This window comes from Enterobacter sp. RIT418, from assembly GCF_003057745.1.
Classification (GTDB): domain Bacteria; phylum Pseudomonadota; class Gammaproteobacteria; order Enterobacterales; family Enterobacteriaceae; genus Enterobacter.
Genome location: NZ_QBJD02000015.1, coordinates 39,775 through 56,390, shown reverse-complemented (window position 1 = coordinate 56,390; position 16,616 = coordinate 39,775). Strand labels below are relative to the sequence as shown.

Genomic DNA, 16,616 nt, shown 5'->3' with positions numbered 1-16,616 from the left:
TGATGAATGAAATTTTTCCTTTAGCAAGCGCCGCCGGGATGACCGTCGGCCTTGCCGTTTGCGCACTGATTATCGGCCTCGCGCTGGCGATGTTCTTTGCGGTCTGGGAGTCGGTAAAATGGCGCCCGATCGCATGGCTCGGCTCGGCGCTGGTCACGGTGCTGCGTGGGCTACCGGAGATTCTGGTGGTCCTGTTTATCTATTTCGGCTCCTCGCAGCTGCTGTTAACGCTGTCCGACGGCTTCACGATTAATCTGGGTTTTGCGCAGATCCCGGTGCAGATGCAGATTGAAAACTTCGACGTCAGCCCATTCCTCTGCGGCGTGATTGCCCTTTCCCTGCTCTACTCTGCCTACGCCTCGCAGACCCTGCGCGGCGCGCTGAAAGCCGTACCGCAGGGCCAGTGGGAATCCGGACAGGCGCTGGGGATGTCGAAAGCGGCTATTTTCTTCCGCCTGGTGATGCCGCAGATGTGGCGTCACGCGCTGCCGGGGCTGGGCAACCAGTGGCTGGTGCTGCTGAAAGATACCGCGCTGGTGAGCTTAATCAGCGTCAACGATTTAATGCTGCAAACCAAAAGTATCGCGACCCGCACCCAGGAGCCGTTTACCTGGTACATCGTGGCGGCGGCAATCTACCTGGCGATCACGTTGCTGAGTCAGTACATCCTTAAGCGTATTGACCTGCGCGCAACGCGTTTTGAACGGAGACCGGGCTGATGCTTGAATACTTACCGGAGCTGATGAAAGGGCTGCACACCAGCCTGACGCTGACCGTCGCCTCTATCGTTGTGGCGCTGATCCTGGCGCTGCTCTTCACCATCGTCCTGACGCTGAAAACGCCGGTGCTGGTGTGGATCGTGCGCGCCTACATCACCCTGTTTACCGGCACGCCGCTGCTGGTGCAAATCTTCCTGATTTACTACGGCCCGGGGCAGTTTCCGTCGCTGCAGGAGTATCCGGTTGTCTGGCACCTGCTCTCCGAGCCGTGGCTGTGCGCCCTGATAGCGCTCTCGCTGAACAGCGCGGCCTATACCACCCAGCTGTTTTACGGCGCGATCCGCGCGATCCCGGAAGGCCAGTGGCAGTCCTGCGGCGCGCTGGGCATGAGCAAAAAAGATACGCTGGCGATCCTGCTGCCGTACGCCTTTAAGCGCGCGCTCTCGTCCTATTCCAACGAAGTGGTGCTGGTGTTCAAGAGTACCTCTCTGGCCTACACCATCACGCTGATGGAGGTGATGGGCCACGGGCAGCTGCTGTACGGGCGCACCTACGACGTGATGGTGTTCGGTGCCGCGGGGCTGGTCTACCTGGTGGTCAACGGCCTGCTGACGCTGATGATGCGTTTAATCGAGCGTAAAGCGCTGGCGTTTGAGCGCAGATCGTAGGCCGGGTAAGCGCAGCGCTAGTCGGCAAGAAGTGCATAAATGTGATTAATAGAAGCGGATAACGTTTTGGTTATCCGCTTTTTTTTGTCAGCAATACAATATTTAATCATTTTTATTGCATATAAATTCAATTACTGGCATTGTTTTACCATAAGACTTACAGACGGGAGTATGACAATGAAAAAATTAGTTCTGGCAGCACTGCTGGCAACCTTCGCCGCTGGCGCATCCGCCGCGGATAAAATCAACTTCGGCGTTTCGGCCACCTATCCGCCGTTTGAATCGCTGGACGCCAGCAACCAGATCGTCGGGTTTGATATCGATCTGGCGAAAGCGCTGTGCAAGCAGATGCAGGCCGACTGCACCTTCACCAACCACGCGTTTGACAGCCTGATCCCGTCCCTGAAATTTAAGAAATACGATGCGGTGATCTCCGGCATGGACATCACGCCTGAGCGCAGCAAGCAGGTAGCCTTCACCGACCCGTACTACGCCAACTCGGCGGTGGTTATCGCGAAGAAAGGCACCTACAAATCCTTTGACGAGCTGAAGGGCAAACGCATCGGCATGGAAAACGGCACCACGCACCAGAAATACCTGCAGGACAAGCATCCTGAAGTGAAAACCGTGGCCTACGACAGCTACCAGAACGCGATTATCGACCTGAAAAATGGCCGTATCGACGGCGTCTTTGGCGATACCGCCGTGGTGAACGAGTGGCTGAAAACCAACCCGCAGCTGGGTACCGCCACCGAGAAAGTGACCGATCCGCAGTACTTCGGCACCGGTCTGGGCATTGCCGTGCGTCCGGACAACAAAGCCCTGCTGGAGAAACTGAACGGCGCGCTGAAGGCGATTAAGGCTGACGGTACGTACCAGAAAATCAGCGCGCAGTGGTTCCCGCAATAAATATGTGTGCCGGGTGGCAGCTACGCCTTACCCGGCAATTTCTCACAGCGGCACAAAGAACCTGAACCGCGCCCCGCTCACCGACTCCATCAGCCGTATTCCGCCGCCGTGCAGCTCCAGCATTCTTTTAACGATTAACAGCCCTAACCCGCCGCGATTCTCCCGCGACGCCTGCGTATTCAGCGCCGAAGGCCGCTGAAACAGTTCGTCGCGCAGGGCATCGTCTACGCCCGCTCCGCTGTCCCTCACCTCCACCTGGATCCGCTCGTTCTCCTGCCACACCGCCAGGCGGATCTCCCCGCCCGCGGGGGTATGGCGGATGGCGTTGTCCAGCAGGTTGGTCACCACCCGCTCAATCATCGAGACGTCGGCGTTCACCAGCGGCAGCGGCCCCGGCACGTCGATGTGCAGGTTCACCTCGCGCGTGCGCGCCGCCAGCTCAAACTTCTGCGCCACGTCCGAAATCAGCTCGGCCATGGCAAACCGCTCGCGCTGCGGCCGGATGCCGCCGTGCTCAAGGCGCGCCAGCTCGAAAAGCTGCTGCGACAGATGGCGCACCTTTTGCCCCTGGCGCAGCGCGGTGGCGAGATACTGCTGGTGCTCCTGGGCGGTCAGGGTCGCGGATTTGAGCGACAGCGTTTCCAGATACCCCAGCAGGGAGGTCAGCGGCGTGCGCAGGTCATGCGAAATATTGGCGATAAACTCCCGGCGCTGGCGATCGCTGTCGGCCAGCCGATCCCACTGGGAGGTAATTTTGCGCGCCAGCTCGATAAAGCTGTTGCGCAGCAGCACCACTTCATCACGGCTTGCGGGCTCCAGCGGCTCCGCCGCCAGCTGCTTGATGGTGCTGATGCTGTCCTGATCCAGCCCCGCGACGTCGCGCGTAAGCTGGTTAACCGGGCGCGTCACCCAGAACCACACCAGCAGCCCGGCCAGCAGGCTAAACATGGCCACCAGCAGCAGCGACCACAGCGCGGTGCGCCAGAGCGCGTCGTGCCAGGCCATCTCCGCCAGCGCGTTAAACTCTTCCCCCTGCAGGATGATATACAGATACCCGCGCAGCGCCCCATCCTGGCGCAGCGGGGTGACGCTAAACACCTTCTGGTTCTCGCTGCGCGGGTCGTCGCCGTAGACCGGCATGGCGCCGCCGCTCAGGAACGTCTGCAGCGGCTTGAGGTCGATTTTTTGCCGCTTCACGTGGCCGGGCGGCGCTGCGTCGGCCAGCACGTCCCCGTTCGGGGAGATAACGTACAGCTCAACGCTGGGGTTAAAGGTCATCAGGCGGTCAAACAGCGGCTTAAGCGCGGTGCGGTCAACGCCGCCCTGCGCGTCGAGAATGGCTTCGCGCTGCACGATTTGCTGCGCAAGCCCGCCGGAAAGGCGCTGCACCGTGGCGTTGCCGTACTGGGTGGTGCTGTACAGCTGAACGGCGCAGGCGACGCTGGCGCAAATCAGCAGCAGCAGGATGAACAGCAGCGTCAGGCGCTGGCTCAGGTTAAATCGCCCCATCAGACTTAACCTCCGCAAATTTGTAGCCTTTGCCCCACACGGTGCGAACGATCTCCGGCTCGGCGGCATCTTTTTCAATCTTGATCCGCAGGCGGTTGATATGGGTGTTCACCGTATGCTCGTACCCTTCGTGCTGGTAGCCCCACACCTGTTCCAGCAGCGCCAGGCGCGAAAAGACCTCGCCCGGGTGCCGGGCAAAGAAGTAGAGCAGCTCAAACTCGCGCGGGGTGAGGTCGACGTCCTGGCCGTGCAGGCGCACGCTGCGCGCCAGCGGGTCGATCGTCAGGCCGTGAGCGTGGATTTGCCCCGCGGGCTGCGCCTGCCCCATCGCCTGCTGGCGGCGGAACAGCGCCTTGATGCGGGCAATCAGCTCCTGCACCGAGAACGGTTTCGCCAGATAATCATCGGCGCCGGTTTCCAGCCCGGTAATGCGGTCCGTTTCGCTGCTGCGGGCGCTGATGATGATAATGGGCAGGTAGCGGGTCATCTGGCGAATGCGGCGGCAAATCTCCAGGCCGTCAACGTGCGGGAGCATAAGATCGAGGATCACCGCGTCCCACGGCTGCGCGTCCAGGCAGCGTAGCGCCCTGGCGCCGTCCGGCTCGTGGGTAATGGCGTAGCCTTCGTCTTCTAAATTGAGACGCAGAAGCGCCGCGATATCGTGGTCATCTTCCACCAGCAGGATCTGCTTCATCGTTAAGCCTTAATTCAGTTCTTCTGGCTTAAGCTTACCTGATTTTAGGGGCTGGCAGAGTTCACATTTTGTTTAACATTGTGCGGGGTTTACGCCGGGTGGCGGCTACGCCTTACCCGGCCTGCGGGTTAACAGCGTCAGCACTTCATAATGCGCGGTGTGCGGGAACATATCGAAAAGCTGAACGCGCTCAATGCGGTAGCCCGGCAGGTGGGCGATGTCTTTTGCCATCGTCCGGGCGTTGCAGCTGGAGTAGATGATGAACTCAGGCGCCATCTGGCTGAGGTAGTCGCACAGCGCGTTGCCGATGCCGCGCCGCGGCGGATTGACCAGCACCAGCTCGGGCACGTTGCCCTGCCCGGTGGCGAAGCGGGTGGAGTCCAGCGCCTGAAAATGAAGGTTTGTTAACCCCAGCTCGGCGGCGGACTGCTTCGCGCAGGCGATCGCTTCGGGGGAGATCTCAATCCCGGTCAGCTGCATCTCCGGGGTGGCGCAGTGCAGGCCAAAGCCGCCCACGCCGCAGAACAGGTCCCACATGTGGCCGATATTAAGGGCGCGAACCCAATCGCGGGCGGTAGCGTACAGGGCGCTGGCGACGGTCGGGTTCGTCTGGAAGAAGCTCTGCGGGCGGATCCACAGCGGCACGCCGTTGAAGTTTTCCGCCAGCGCGTGCCGGTCGGTGAAGAAAATCTCTTTCTCCCCTTCCATGATCGCCATATGCACCGGCTGAATGTTCGCCGTAATAACCTTAAGCTGCGGAAGCTGCGCCTGCAGCCACGGCAGCGCCGCGCGAAGCTGCTCCAGCTTGGCCTCCGAGCGCAGCACGAAGCGCAGCATCATCCCGCCGTCAACCTGGCTTTCAGTGAGCAGAAGGTATTTCAGCTCGCCGCGCCTGCGGGCAACGCTATAGGGCGTTAACCCGGCGCGGGCAATGAAGGGCTTGAGCGCCGCAAAGACCGGCGCGAAGGAATCAGGATACAGCGGGCATTCGGTTAAATCTTCCGGCGTGCCGTCGCGGTGCAGCATGCCCAGCAGCGGCCTTTCGACGCTGCCGCTGACCACCATTTTGGCCTTATTGCGAAAGCCCTGCTCCGGCCCGCTGACGGGTGCGCACCACTCGCCCACCGCGTGTTCTGCCAGCAACTGCTGCAGATCGGTCATTTTGGCGGAGAGCTGTTGGGAGACCGGCTGTTCTATCCACTGACAGGAGCGGCAGCGACCGGCGTCAAAGAGTGCGCACTGCATATTAAGACCTTAAGAATCACGGGGGCTGCGATTATATACGTTATTTTATTGCAGGCGAAAGAATCTCCGGCTGGACGCCGGAAGATAAAGCAGGCACAGGACCAAAATATCCGGAAGCTTTTGCATCACCAGCGAATGGAAAATCTCGCGCCTGGACCCGCCCGCAATGCTGAACAGCTCCGGATAGCCGTAACCCAGCGACGCGGCCCAGAGATAGCTGGCCGCCGTCACCTGCGTCAGCAGGTAGACCCAGCGCGCCCAGTTGCGCCCTTTCACCAGCGAGAACGCGCAGTAAATCTCAACAAACACCAGCACCAGGCTGGCAAAAAAGACCAGCGTCAGGTTCCACGTCTGCACGCTGCGGTGAATAAATTCGCCAATGCCGCGCGCGCCCAGCGTGTTCAGAATCATCAGCACGTCCAGGCAGCGGATCATAATAATGGCGAGCGCCGCCACCTGCACCAGCGCAGGAACGTTCGGACGAGCGTGCGAATGACGTGTTTTTTGAAAGAATCCCAATGTTTTACTTCCCTGAAAAACAGCGCCGCGTCATGCGCGGCACATCACTGGAAATTTTAAATGCTTCAGCCGCGTCTTGCACGCTGGATATCACGCACGCGCTGTTTTTCCGCGCGCGCCATCAGGTACCAGGCGATAAATCCGACAATTCCGACCACGCCAAGGATGATCGACGCCAGAGCGTTAATTTCCGGGTTAACGCCCATGCGCACGCTGGAGAAGACCAGCATCGGCAGCGTGGTGGCCCCCGGGCCGGAGACGAAGCTGGCGATGACCAGATCGTCCAGCGACAGGGTAAACGCCAGCAGCCAGCCGGAGATCACCGCGGGCATAATCATCGGCAGCGTGATGACGAAAAAGACCTTCAGCGGCGTGGCGCCCAGGTCCATCGCCGCCTCCTCAATGGAGCGGTCCAGCTCGCGCAGCCGCGAGGCGATCACCACCGCCACGTACGCGGTACAGAAGGTAACGTGCGCCAGCCAGATCGTCAGCATGCCGCGATCCGCCGGCCAGCCGATGGCGTGGGCGAGCGCGACGAACAGCAGCAGCAGCGACAGGCCGGTGATGACGTCCGGCATGACCAGCGGCGCGGTGATCATAAACGCAAAGCCCGTCGAGCCGCGAAAACGCCCGAAGCGCACCATCACCAGCGCGGCGATGGTGCCCAGCACGCAGGCCATGGTCGCGGCCAGCGCCGCGATCGTCAGGCTCAGCCCCACCGCGCTCATCATGGCGTCGTCGTGAAACAGCTCGCTGTACCAGCGCGTGGACCAGCCCGCCCATACCGTCACCAGCTTTGAGCTGTTGAAGGAGTAGATCACCAGCATCAGCATCGGCGCGTACAGGAAGGTAAAGCCAATCACCAGGATCAGGATCCGCCACGGAGAGCGTACTACCGGTAAGTTGTTCATCCGCGCTCCCCCATCTGCTTCTGCTGGTGCTTGTGGAACCACATGATCGGCACGATCAGCAGCAGCAACATCACGATCGCCACCGCCGAGGCCACCGGCCAGTCGCGGTTGTTGAAGAACTCCTGCCACAGCACGCGGCCAATCATGATGCTGTCCGGGCCGCCGAGCAGTTCGGGGATCACAAACTCCCCTACCGCCGGGATAAACACCAGCATCGATCCGGCAATAATGCCGCCTTTGGTCAGCGGGACGATCACGCTGAAGAAGGTCTTCAGCGGCCGCGCGCCCAGATCCAGAGACGCCTCCACCAGCGAATAATCAATGCGCGTCAGCGCGGTGTAGATCGGCAGCACCATAAACGGCAGGTAGGCATACACAATCCCGATATAGACCGCGAGATTGGTATGCAGGATGGTCAGCGGCTGATCGATAACCCCCAGCCACAGCAGTAAGTTGTTGAGGATGCCGTTGTTCTTCAGGATCCCCATCCACGCGTACACGCGGATCAGGAACGAGGTCCACGACGGCAGGATCACCAGCAGCAGCAGGATGTTACGCGTAGACGGCCTGCTGTGCGCCACCGCCCACGCCAGCGGATAACCCATCAGCAGGCAGCAGATCGTCGAGATCGCCGCCACCTGCAGCGACTGCAGATAGGCTTCGACATAGAGCGGATCGTCCGTCAGCTGGAGGAAATTGCCCAGGTTCAGCGTCAGCGTGAGCTGCCCGTCGGCCCAGTCCAGCAGGTTGGTGTACGGCGGGATCGCCCGCGCCATTTCCGCCAGGCTGATCTTGAAGACGATCAGGAACGGCAGCAGGAACAGCAGGATCAGCCAAACGTACGGCATGGCAATCACCAGCTTGCGCCCGTGCGCCATCTTCATCCGCGCCAGCCAGGGCGCAAACCCGCCCGGCCTGTGAACGCGGGACGGTGGTTCAAATGTACTCATGGCCGCTCCTTATACCGTCAGCACAACGCAGCTGTCCGCGTCCCAGCACAGGCGCACTTCGTCGCCCCAGGTCGGCTGGCCCTTGCGAAAGCGATGTTCGTTTTGCAGCTGCGCGCTGAGCATTTGCCCGCTGTTCAGGCGAACGTGGTAGATGGAAAGGTCGCCCAGATAGGCGATATGCACCACCTCCCCGACGGCAAAGTTGTAGCCGTCGGCAGGCGGCTCTTCGCAGAGCATGATTTTTTCCGGCCGCAGCGCGACGTAAACCGGCACGTTGTCAACGACGGAGTTATCAGGATCAACCTTCAGCGGATGCACCAGCCCCGGCGATTCAATCACCAGGCCGTCGTCCTGACGCGCTTTCAGCAGCCCTTCGAAGACGTTGACCGAGCCGATAAACTCCGCGCTGTAGCGGGTGGTCGGGTGCTCGTAAATCTCTTCCGGCTCGCCAATCTGTACGAACTTGCCGCGGTTCATGATCGCGATGCGCCCGGCCATGGTCATCGCCTCTTCCTGATCGTGAGTGACCATCACGCAGGTCACGCCCACGCGCTCGAGGATATCCACCACTTCCAGCTGCATGCGGTCGCGCAGCTTTTTATCCAGCGCCCCCATCGGCTCGTCGAGCAAGAGCAGCTTAGGGCGCTTGGCGAGGCTGCGGGCCAGCGCCACGCGCTGACGCTGGCCGCCGGAGAGCTGGTGCGGCTTGCGTTTGGCGAACTCCTGCATGTGCACCAGGCTCAGCATTTCCGCCACGCGGGCGGTAATCTCGGCTTTCGGCAGCTTGTCCTGCTTCAGGCCGAACGCAATATTCTGCTCCACGGTCATGTGCGGGAAGAGCGCGTAGGACTGGAACATCATGTTGATCGGGCGCTGGTACGGCGGCACGCTGGAGAGATCGACCCCGTCGAGCACGATCTGCCCGGCGGTCGGCTGTTCAAAACCGGCCAGCATGCGCAGCAGGGTCGATTTCCCGCAGCCGGACGCGCCGAGCAGGGCAAAAATTTCGCCCTTATAGATGGTCAGGCTAACGTCGTCCACGGCGTGCTGGCCGTCGAAGGATTTGGTGAGGTTACGAATTTCAAGCAGCGGGGTCAGCGCTTTACGGACTTTCGCCTGCGGGCGGGGAGTTGCATCGTTCACGGGGTGTTCTCCGGCAGAGATCAAATCATGGTGCAGGCGCACCAGAACGGTGCGCCTGTTGCCGGGGGCGCTTCGCTTGCCCGGCCTACGACAAGGGATTATTTACCGCTTTTCACCTTGGTCCACGCGCGGGTGCGCACGCGGTCAATTTTTGGGTCCTGCACTTTGAGGGTGAAGAGCTTGGCAAACACGTCCGCAGGCGGATAAATCGCCGGGTTGTTACGAATCTCTTCGCTGACCAGCGGCACGGAGGCCTTATTACCGTTCGCGTAATAGACGTGATCGCTGATGTGGGCGATCACCTCCGGGCGCATCAGGTAGTTGAGGAACTGATAGGCCTCATCTTTGTTTTTCGCATCGGCCGGCATCGCGAAGACGTCGAAGAAGGCCAGCGCGCCCTCTTTCGGAATGAAGTACGAGACGTTAACGCCGTTTTTCGCCTCTTTCGCGCGGTTCGCCGCCTGCCAGACGTCGCCCGCCCAGCCGATGGCGACGCAGATATCGCCGTTAGCCAGATCGTTGATGTACTGGGAAGAGTGGAAGTAGCGAATGTTCGGACGCAGCTTGAGCAGCAGGTCGGTGGCCGGGCCGGTGTAATCATCGGCCTTGCTGCTGTTCGGATCTTTGCCTAAGTAGTTGAGCACGGTGGCGAAAATCTCTTCCGGGGCATCCAGGAAGGAGACGCCGCAGCTTTTCAGCTTCGCCAGGTTTTCCGGCTTGAGCACCACGTCCCAGCTGTCCAGCTTCACGTCCGGCCCCAGCGCCGCCTTCACTTTGTCGACGTTAAAGCCGATGCCGGTGGTCGCCCAGAGATAAGGCATTGCGTATTTATTGTCCGGATCGTGCTTCGCCACCAGCTTCAGCACCTCCGGATCGAGGTTTTTCCAGTTCGGTAACTTGCTTTTATCCAGCGGCTGGAACACGCCCGCCGTCAGCTGACGCTCAAGGAAGCTTGCGGAGGGGACAACCAGGTCAAAGCCGGTGCTGCCCGCCATCAGCTTGCCTTCCAGCACCTCGTTGGAATCAAAGACGTCGTAAACGACCTTAATGCCGGTCTCTTTTTCGAAGTTTGCGACAGTATCCGGCGCAATATAGTCAGACCAGTTGTAGACGTGGAGCGTTTTTTGTTCCGCAGCGAGCGTGCCGGCAGAGACGGCCATCAGCGCACCCGCAACCAGACCCGATACCCATTTTTTATTCAAGGCGATCATATCGTTATTCCTTCTGAAAGCTCGTTAACATTCGAGCTAAAACTGTGCACGCTGAAGGTATGCAAGAATCATGCATACTTTTTCGCTTAGGCCGAAAAGAAAACGTGTCTATTTCGGCAGGAATCGCTCGCTTTTTTAAGCACCGCAAGAATAACTGTAGCCCGTGTCTGCGCCTATAGCCCAGACGAAAAAACGCCTTTTATCAATTTTTTATGCAGGTTAAGTCTATGTGATAAGCCAAAATGGCCCGGAGTAAGGTGAAAAATTCTTTAAAGGAAGGTTAACGGCAGCAGAAAAAAGGGGGTTATGCAGCCGCCGTGGCAGCGGCTGCGCGGAAATCAAACCGGCTTAGTGAAGAAAGTTGGGCGACGCGTCGGTATTTTCCGCATCGTCCTCGGCGCTATACAGCAGATGGTGCGCATTCGCTTCCATCATCACCATCGAAATCTGCTCCTCGCTCATGTGCATGAACGCGGAAAACTGCTTAAACGACAGCCCCGCACCCGAGAGTAACGACTGGCAAACCACCAGCTTGGGAAGATTATCATCCTGGATGTCGAGAAAGGCCTTCACCGTCAACGAGCTGGCGTTGATCGCAGAAAGGTCAGATGCCAGCGCCAGCAGCGCGGACGGTTTCACCTCGGCCAGCGCAGAAAAAAGGATCACGTCGTTAATCAGATCGATTTTGGCATCAAAAATGCCGTCGAAGTTTTGCATATGAGGCAGATGCAGCGCCTGACAGGAGTCACATTCAAAAAAGGTGATTCCCGCATCATCAAGCCATTGACGTAACGTATCCAGGGTTGGAACTACCTGTAAATCCATCGCTGTGCAGCCTCTTTAATAAAAACGTTACATACCTTACGCAAAAAGCGCCTGGTAATCTATTTACCCGCCCGTTTTCAGGCAAAAACCCGGCGTCGCATGGCGTTCGATCCATGAGATCATTTTACCTGCAATATCGACGCCCGTCGTTTTTTCTACGCCTTCCAGCCCGGGAGACGCATTGACTTCCATCACCAGCGGCCCGCGGTCCGCGCGCAGGAGATCGACCCCCGCCACGTCAAGCCCGAGCGTTTGCGCCGCTTTTACCGCCATGTCGCGCTCGCGCTCGGTGATAGTCGCAATGCGGGCCACGCCGCCGCGGTGTAAATTCGAGCGGAAATCGCCCTCTTTCGCCTGGCGCTCGATGGCGGCCACCACGTCATTGCCGACCACGAAGCAGCGGATATCGCAGCCTTTGGCCTCTTCAATATATTCCTGCACCAGAATGTGCGCGTTGAGGCCGCGGAACGCGTCGATTACGCTCTCCGCCGCCTGCCGCGTTTCGGCCAGCACCACGCCAATCCCCTGCGTCCCTTCGACCAGCTTGATGACCAGCGGCGCGCCGCCCACCATGTCCACCAGATCGCTGGTGTCGTCCGGCGAGTGGGCAATGCCGGTCACGGGCAGGTCGATGCCCTGCCGGGCGAGGAGCTGCAGCGAGCGCAGCTTGTCGCGGGCGCGGGAAATGGCGACCGATTCGTTGAGCGGATAGCTGCCGAGCATCTCAAACTGGCGCAGCGCCGCCATGCCGTAATAGGTATTCTGGGAGCCAATGCGCGGGATCACTGCATCAAAACGGGGGAGCTGGCGGCCCTTGTAGTGAATGGAGGACGCGGCCGGATCGATGTTCATATAGCAGGACATCGGATCGAGGATCTCAACCTGGTGGCCGCGCTTCGCCGCCGCTTCCCGCAGGCGTTTGCATGAATAGAGCGTTCCATCCCGGGACAAAATGGCAATTTTCACCCTGCACCTCTCTAAAGACATGGTAAAAGCCCGCCTATCATACACGAGGCGCAGGAGAAATGACTATCGCGTCGCCCAGCCCTGCTTATGCAAATACTCAAGAATAAACGGACGATTTTCTTTGATGATGGTGCGGCGGATGTGGTCGCTCCAGGTGTCGCGGCGGTTGTTGCTGTCGCGCGTTAAATAGTAGTTCGCCAGTTCGTCGTCGTACTGCGCCAGCACATCCCGATCCACGGGCTGATAGGTGTTTTCATGCACCAGCATCGCCGCGGGAATACGCGGCTTCAGGTCCGGGTTATCTGCCGGCCAGCCGAGGCACAGGCCAAACAGCGGAAGAACGTGTTTCGGCAGCTTCAGAAGCTCGGTTACGCTTTCGATATTGTTACGCAGCCCGCCGATATAAACCCCGCCCAGGCCAAGCGACTCCGCCGCCGTAAAAGCGTTTTGCGCCATCAGCGCGGTATCGACCACGCCCAGCAGCAGCTGTTCCGCTAGCCCCAGCTGGGCTTCAGGGCAAATCTGCAGATGACGGTTGAAATCGGCGCAGAAAACCCAGAACTCCGCCGCCTGCGCGACGTGCTTTTGCCCGCCCGTCAGGGTCACCAGCTGCTCGCGCATCGCCGGATCGGTAATGCGGATAATGGAGCTGCACTGCAGGAAGCTGGAGCTGGACGTGGCGCGCGCGCTGTTGATAATGGCTTCGCGCTGCGCTTCGGTAATCGGCTCTCCGGTGAAATGGCGAATGGAGCGGTGGGAAAGCAGCAGGTCAATCGTTGGCGTCATCTTATCTCTCTTGGTCTTTCGTTACACATATGCCAGCCAGTATAGGCAATGCGGCACGCCGTGTAATTGGCGAAACATAGCCTCACTGTATCAAAGTGACAGGTGAAACCTTCTTTCCATTGCGGCCGGTTATCGTGCACACTAGGTGTCATTCGCCGTTTGGCTTGTATTTTGAGGAGAGAGAAATGTTTGCAGTAATTTTTGGTCGTCCAGGATGCCCTTACTGTGTGCGCGCAAAAGAGCTGGCTGAGAAGCTGACCGCAGAGCGTGATGACTTCAACTTCCGCTATGTGGATATCCACGCCGAAGGCATCACTAAAGCCGATCTGGAAAAAACCGTGGGTAAACCGGTTGAAACCGTACCGCAGATTTTCCTCGATCAGAAACACATTGGCGGCTGCACGGACTTTGAAGCCTACGCCAAAGAAAATCTGGGCCTGTTTGCCGCTCAGTAAATTCAGTGAGTTCAGAAACGCCCTCGACCGAGGGCGTTTTTATTTGTGACGACGTCGGTGCAGCAGGCTGCGAATAAACAAAAAGCACAGCGCGCCCAGCGCACACCAGAATACGCCGCTTAACAGCCACGCCAGCTCCTGCCAGAACGAACGCGATGTGACAAACACCAGACGCAGCAACAGCAAACAGAGCGGAGCCGCCAGAATCGCGCCAAGTAGAGGTTTAACGACTTCACCGCCCCGTGAAAGAAAGCTGGCCGCCGCCCCCGGCAGGGTAAAAAAGAGCAGGCCCAGTTCGGGATGACCGGATGCGCGAAACGCCCCTTTTACGTTAAAGGCTAACGACACGCACACGACGATGAACAGCAAAAAGCAGCTGACCACGCCCGCCCAATTACGCGTAATGTTCAAACGATCCTCCTGACTTTTCTCTATCAAATACACCTTCGTCCAATGGACGCCCAGTCAGATAAAGCATGTGGCAATCCGTGCCAGAACTCGCACAGGGTAGTGCGATAATAGGTAGCTGTAGATAGCTAATACGATTAAACTAACCGCTTGCTATTGTTTTAGGGAATTGAGTCATGCATCAGGGAAAGATCGAACAGGCCCCTGACGTTCAAAACAGTAGCCCAAATAGCCTCTTCATTCAACAACTTACTGGTAAACAAGAAGTTAGCCTCCGTGAATATAAACGTCGCAGACTTGTTAAATGGGAATTACATCCTGTTATTATTTGTGGTACTCGCACTGGGCCTTTGTCTGGGTAAATTGCGCCTGGGCTCAGTTCAACTTGGTAATTCCATTGGCGTTTTAGTCGTCTCCTTATTATTAGGCCAGCAGCACTTCAGCATTAACACGGACGCGCTCAACTTAGGCTTCATGCTGTTTATTTTTTGCGTGGGCGTGGAGGCCGGGCCGAACTTTTTCTCTATTTTCTTCCGCGACGGCAAAAACTACCTGATGCTGGCGCTGGTGATGGTGGGCAGCGCGCTGCTGATGGCGCTCGGGCTGGGCAAGCTGTTCGGATGGGATATCGGCCTGACCGCCGGTATGCTTGCGGGCTCCATGACCTCAACGCCGGTGCTGGTGGGCGCGGGCGACACCCTGCGCCATTCCGGCATGGCCGGTGCGCAGCTTTCCAGCGCGCTCGATAACCTGAGCCTGGGCTATGCCCTGACCTACCTGATCGGGCTGGTCAGCCTGATCGTGGGGGCGCGCTATCTGCCGAAACTGCAGCACCAGGACTTGCAGACCAGCGCCCAGCAAATTGCGCGCGAGCGCGGACTGGACACCGACACCAAGCGAAAAGTCTACCTTCCGGTTATCCGCGCCTATCGCGTCGGCCCCGAGCTGGTGGCCTGGGCCGACGGTAAAAACCTGCGCGAGCTGGGGATTTACCGCCAGACGGGCTGCTACATCGAACGCATCCGACGCAACGGCATTCTGGCAAACCCGGACGGCGATGCGGTACTGCAGATGGGCGACGATATTGCCCTGGTGGGATACCCGGACGCTCACGCCCGCCTCGACCCAAGCTTTCGCAACGGTAAAGAGGTCTTCGACCGCGACCTGCTCGATATGCGCATCGTGACCGAAGAGATTGTGGTGAAGAACCACAACGCGGTGGGCCGCCGCCTGGCGCAGCTGAAGCTCACGGACCACGGCTGCTTCCTGAACCGCGTCATCCGCAGCCAGATCGAAATGCCGATCGACGACAATATCGTTCTCAACAAGGGCGATGTCCTGCAGGTGAGCGGCGACACGCGGCGCGTGAAAACGGTTGCCGACCGTATCGGCTTTATCTCCATCCACAGCCAGGTGACTGACCTGCTGGCCTTCTGCGCCTTCTTTATCGTGGGCCTGATGATCGGGATGATTACCTTCCAGTTCAGCAACTTCAGCTTCGGCATCGGCAACGCCGCCGGGCTGCTGTTCGCCGGTATCATGCTCGGCTTCCTGCGCGCAAACCACCCAACCTTCGGCTACATCCCGCAGGGCGCGCTAAACATGGTGAAAGAGTTCGGGCTGATGGTCTTCATGGCCGGGGTTGGCCTGAGCGCGGGCAGCGGTATCGGCAGCGGCCTGGGCGCCGTGGGCTGGCAGATGCTGGTTTCCGGCCTTATCGTTAGCCTGGTGCCGGTGGTGATCTGCTTCCTGTTTGGCGCCTACGTGCTGCGCATGAACCGCGCCCTGCTCTTCGGCGCGATGATGGGGGCCCGCACCTGCGCGCCGGCGATGGAGATCATCAGCGACACCGCGCGCAGCAACATCCCTGCTCTGGGCTATGCGGGCACCTACGCAATCGCCAACGTGCTGCTGACCCTGGCAGGTACGCTTATCATCATCATCTGGCCAGGTCTCGGATAAGTCTTAAGTTTGCGCATTGACGAAAATAATTTTCGCGATGCGCAGAACTTTTTACGCAGGGGGCAGTCATAACTAGTGCCACTGCTTTTCTTTGATGTCCCCAATTTGTGGAGCCCATCAACCCCGCCGTTTTGGTTCAAGGTTGATGGGTTTTTTGTTGCCTGAATTTTCTACCCGGTAAATCAATCCCTTACAGACCCACTTTTCCATACATGACCACAAAGTGGCGGCAGCGCTTTATCCTGGCTGCAAAATCTTCGCCTTAAGCCGTTTCAATCGCGTGCAACAATTCAACCAAAGCAACAGCGCCTGCATCATCCCAGCGCAAAAAACTCGGCACATAACTTGGTGATCAACACATGTCATTGCGCGCTTAAACCGGCTAATCTCTCATTTGGTTAACCACAAGGTACGGTATAAAACAATGTACAAAAAGAGCAACAATTGAAAAACTGGCTCATTTGTTCTCACTGATATCCAAAATAGTTGAAGATGCTTCTTGCGTGTTAACTCATCATATCTTCCTACCAATCTTTTATCTTCAGATAATGTTTATGATGGCCTGCCCCGTACATTTTCGATCAAAAATTCATAAAAGTGCTAGATAGGCACTACTTGATCAATAGTGATGGAAACCACTCCGTTAGAATGATTACAAGGCTGCCGATAGGAATGATTAAAATTTCTGCTGCAGAAGACAATTTGAGTGTGCTTTATTAGATCCACAAGATACACC

17 protein-coding genes are annotated in these 16,616 nt (G+C 58.4%); 5 read left to right on the top strand and 12 right to left on the bottom strand.

The window, feature by feature from the left end:
• Positions 1 to 2 precede the first annotated feature (2 nt).
• The 3 genes from artQ to artJ all read left to right on the top strand — a co-directional run bounded on the left by artQ (position 3) and on the right by artJ (position 2,296).
• Entirely contained in the window at positions 3 to 719 is a 717-nt protein-coding gene (gene artQ / locus DBY73_RS17010) for an arginine ABC transporter permease ArtQ (protein WP_112012249.1), read from the top strand.
• Positions 719 to 1,387 carry an arginine ABC transporter permease ArtM gene (artM, locus tag DBY73_RS17005; RefSeq protein WP_112012248.1) on the top strand — a complete coding sequence of 223 codons (669 nt, stop codon included), beginning with the start codon at positions 719 to 721 and terminating at the stop codon, positions 1,385 to 1,387. Before artQ ends, artM begins: the two co-directional genes overlap by 1 nt.
• A gap of 177 nt (positions 1,388 to 1,564) precedes the next feature.
• The gene (gene artJ / locus DBY73_RS17000) at positions 1,565 to 2,296 is read left to right on the top strand and encodes an arginine ABC transporter substrate-binding protein ArtJ (protein ID WP_112012247.1); all 732 of its coding nucleotides are present in this window, start codon (positions 1,565 to 1,567) and stop codon (positions 2,294 to 2,296) included.
• Positions 2,297 to 2,338: 42 nt separating this feature from the next.
• On the opposite strand, the gene DBY73_RS16995 is transcribed toward artJ, so the two are convergent.
• From DBY73_RS16995 to nfsA, 11 genes are all read right to left on the bottom strand, one after another.
• A complete protein-coding gene (locus DBY73_RS16995) occupies positions 2,339 to 3,808 on the bottom strand; it encodes an ATP-binding protein (protein ID WP_112012306.1) in 1,470 nt (489 codons plus the stop codon).
• Positions 3,792 to 4,499: a response regulator transcription factor gene (locus DBY73_RS16990; protein ID WP_112012246.1), complete on the bottom strand. Its 708-nt coding sequence runs from the start codon at positions 4,497 to 4,499 to the stop codon at positions 3,792 to 3,794. Before DBY73_RS16990 ends, DBY73_RS16995 begins: the two co-directional genes overlap by 17 nt.
• A 105-nt stretch (positions 4,500 to 4,604) precedes the next feature.
• Positions 4,605 to 5,744 (bottom strand): 23S rRNA (uracil(747)-C(5))-methyltransferase RlmC, encoded by a 1,140-nt coding sequence (rlmC, locus tag DBY73_RS16985; RefSeq protein ID WP_112012245.1) that lies wholly within the window; start codon positions 5,742 to 5,744, stop codon positions 4,605 to 4,607.
• A 45-nt stretch (positions 5,745 to 5,789) separates the two neighbouring features.
• Positions 5,790 to 6,263, bottom strand: a complete 474-nt coding sequence (locus tag DBY73_RS16980; protein ID WP_112012244.1) for a YbjO family protein — start codon at positions 6,261 to 6,263, stop codon at positions 5,790 to 5,792.
• Between the two features lie 65 nt (positions 6,264 to 6,328).
• On the bottom strand, positions 6,329 to 7,174 hold the full coding sequence (gene potI, locus DBY73_RS16975; RefSeq protein WP_112012243.1) for a putrescine ABC transporter permease PotI: 846 nt from the start codon (positions 7,172 to 7,174) through the stop codon (positions 6,329 to 6,331).
• Positions 7,171 to 8,124 (bottom strand): putrescine ABC transporter permease PotH, encoded by a 954-nt coding sequence (gene potH, locus DBY73_RS16970; RefSeq protein ID WP_112012242.1) that lies wholly within the window; start codon positions 8,122 to 8,124, stop codon positions 7,171 to 7,173. The genes potI and potH overlap by 4 nt, the downstream gene beginning before the upstream one ends.
• 9 nt (positions 8,125 to 8,133) lie before the next feature.
• The gene (gene potG, locus DBY73_RS16965) at positions 8,134 to 9,267 is read right to left on the bottom strand and encodes a putrescine ABC transporter ATP-binding subunit PotG (protein WP_112012241.1); all 1,134 of its coding nucleotides are present in this window, start codon (positions 9,265 to 9,267) and stop codon (positions 8,134 to 8,136) included.
• 98 nt (positions 9,268 to 9,365) lie between these two features.
• Positions 9,366 to 10,478, bottom strand: coding sequence for a spermidine/putrescine ABC transporter substrate-binding protein PotF (gene potF, locus DBY73_RS16960; RefSeq protein WP_112012240.1), 1,113 nt, complete (start codon positions 10,476 to 10,478; stop codon positions 9,366 to 9,368).
• Positions 10,479 to 10,826: 348 nt separating this feature from the next.
• Positions 10,827 to 11,303, bottom strand: a complete 477-nt coding sequence (locus tag DBY73_RS16955) for a YbjN domain-containing protein (RefSeq protein WP_112012239.1) — start codon at positions 11,301 to 11,303, stop codon at positions 10,827 to 10,829.
• Between the two features lie 63 nt (positions 11,304 to 11,366).
• A complete protein-coding gene (gene rimK, locus DBY73_RS16950; protein ID WP_112012238.1) occupies positions 11,367 to 12,269 on the bottom strand; it encodes a 30S ribosomal protein S6--L-glutamate ligase in 903 nt (300 codons plus the stop codon).
• A 63-nt stretch (positions 12,270 to 12,332) separates the two neighbouring features.
• Positions 12,333 to 13,055 carry a nitroreductase NfsA gene (gene nfsA / locus DBY73_RS16945; RefSeq protein ID WP_112012237.1) on the bottom strand — a complete coding sequence of 241 codons (723 nt, stop codon included), beginning with the start codon at positions 13,053 to 13,055 and terminating at the stop codon, positions 12,333 to 12,335.
• A gap of 185 nt (positions 13,056 to 13,240) precedes the next feature.
• Here nfsA and DBY73_RS16940 point away from each other — a divergent pair, with 185 nt between their 5' ends.
• Entirely contained in the window at positions 13,241 to 13,510 is a 270-nt protein-coding gene (locus DBY73_RS16940; protein ID WP_112012236.1) for a GrxA family glutaredoxin, read from the top strand.
• A 39-nt stretch (positions 13,511 to 13,549) separates the two neighbouring features.
• Here DBY73_RS16940 and DBY73_RS16935 read toward each other — a convergent pair whose 3' ends face one another.
• Positions 13,550 to 13,921, bottom strand: a complete 372-nt coding sequence (locus tag DBY73_RS16935; RefSeq protein WP_112012235.1) for an inner membrane protein YbjM — start codon at positions 13,919 to 13,921, stop codon at positions 13,550 to 13,552.
• A 273-nt stretch (positions 13,922 to 14,194) separates the two neighbouring features.
• Between DBY73_RS16935 and DBY73_RS16930 the strand changes: the two genes are divergently transcribed.
• Complete coding sequence (locus DBY73_RS16930; protein ID WP_112012234.1) at positions 14,195 to 15,880, top strand: aspartate:alanine antiporter; 1,686 nt, start codon at positions 14,195 to 14,197, stop codon at positions 15,878 to 15,880.
• Positions 15,881 to 16,616: the final 736 nt, after the last annotated feature.

What these genes read in the sequence shown, in the direction of transcription:
- artQ (WP_112012249.1), top strand. Translation starts at nt 3, where the DNA reads ATGAATGAAATTTTTCCTTTAGCAAGCGCCGCCGGGATGACCGTCGGC.
- artM (WP_112012248.1), top strand. Translation starts at nt 719, where the DNA reads ATGCTTGAATACTTACCGGAGCTGATGAAAGGGCTGCACACCAGCCTG.
- artJ (WP_112012247.1), top strand. Translation starts at nt 1,565, where the DNA reads ATGAAAAAATTAGTTCTGGCAGCACTGCTGGCAACCTTCGCCGCTGGC.
- DBY73_RS16990 (WP_112012246.1), bottom strand. Translation starts at nt 4,499, where the DNA reads ATGAAGCAGATCCTGCTGGTGGAAGATGACCACGATATCGCGGCGCTT.
- rlmC (WP_112012245.1), bottom strand. Translation starts at nt 5,744, where the DNA reads ATGCAGTGCGCACTCTTTGACGCCGGTCGCTGCCGCTCCTGTCAGTGG.
- potI (WP_112012243.1), bottom strand. Translation starts at nt 7,174, where the DNA reads ATGAACAACTTACCGGTAGTACGCTCTCCGTGGCGGATCCTGATCCTG.
- potH (WP_112012242.1), bottom strand. Translation starts at nt 8,124, where the DNA reads ATGAGTACATTTGAACCACCGTCCCGCGTTCACAGGCCGGGCGGGTTT.
- potF (WP_112012240.1), bottom strand. Translation starts at nt 10,478, where the DNA reads ATGATCGCCTTGAATAAAAAATGGGTATCGGGTCTGGTTGCGGGTGCG.
- DBY73_RS16955 (WP_112012239.1), bottom strand. Translation starts at nt 11,303, where the DNA reads ATGGATTTACAGGTAGTTCCAACCCTGGATACGTTACGTCAATGGCTT.
- nfsA (WP_112012237.1), bottom strand. Translation starts at nt 13,055, where the DNA reads ATGACGCCAACGATTGACCTGCTGCTTTCCCACCGCTCCATTCGCCAT.
- DBY73_RS16940 (WP_112012236.1), top strand. Translation starts at nt 13,241, where the DNA reads ATGTTTGCAGTAATTTTTGGTCGTCCAGGATGCCCTTACTGTGTGCGC.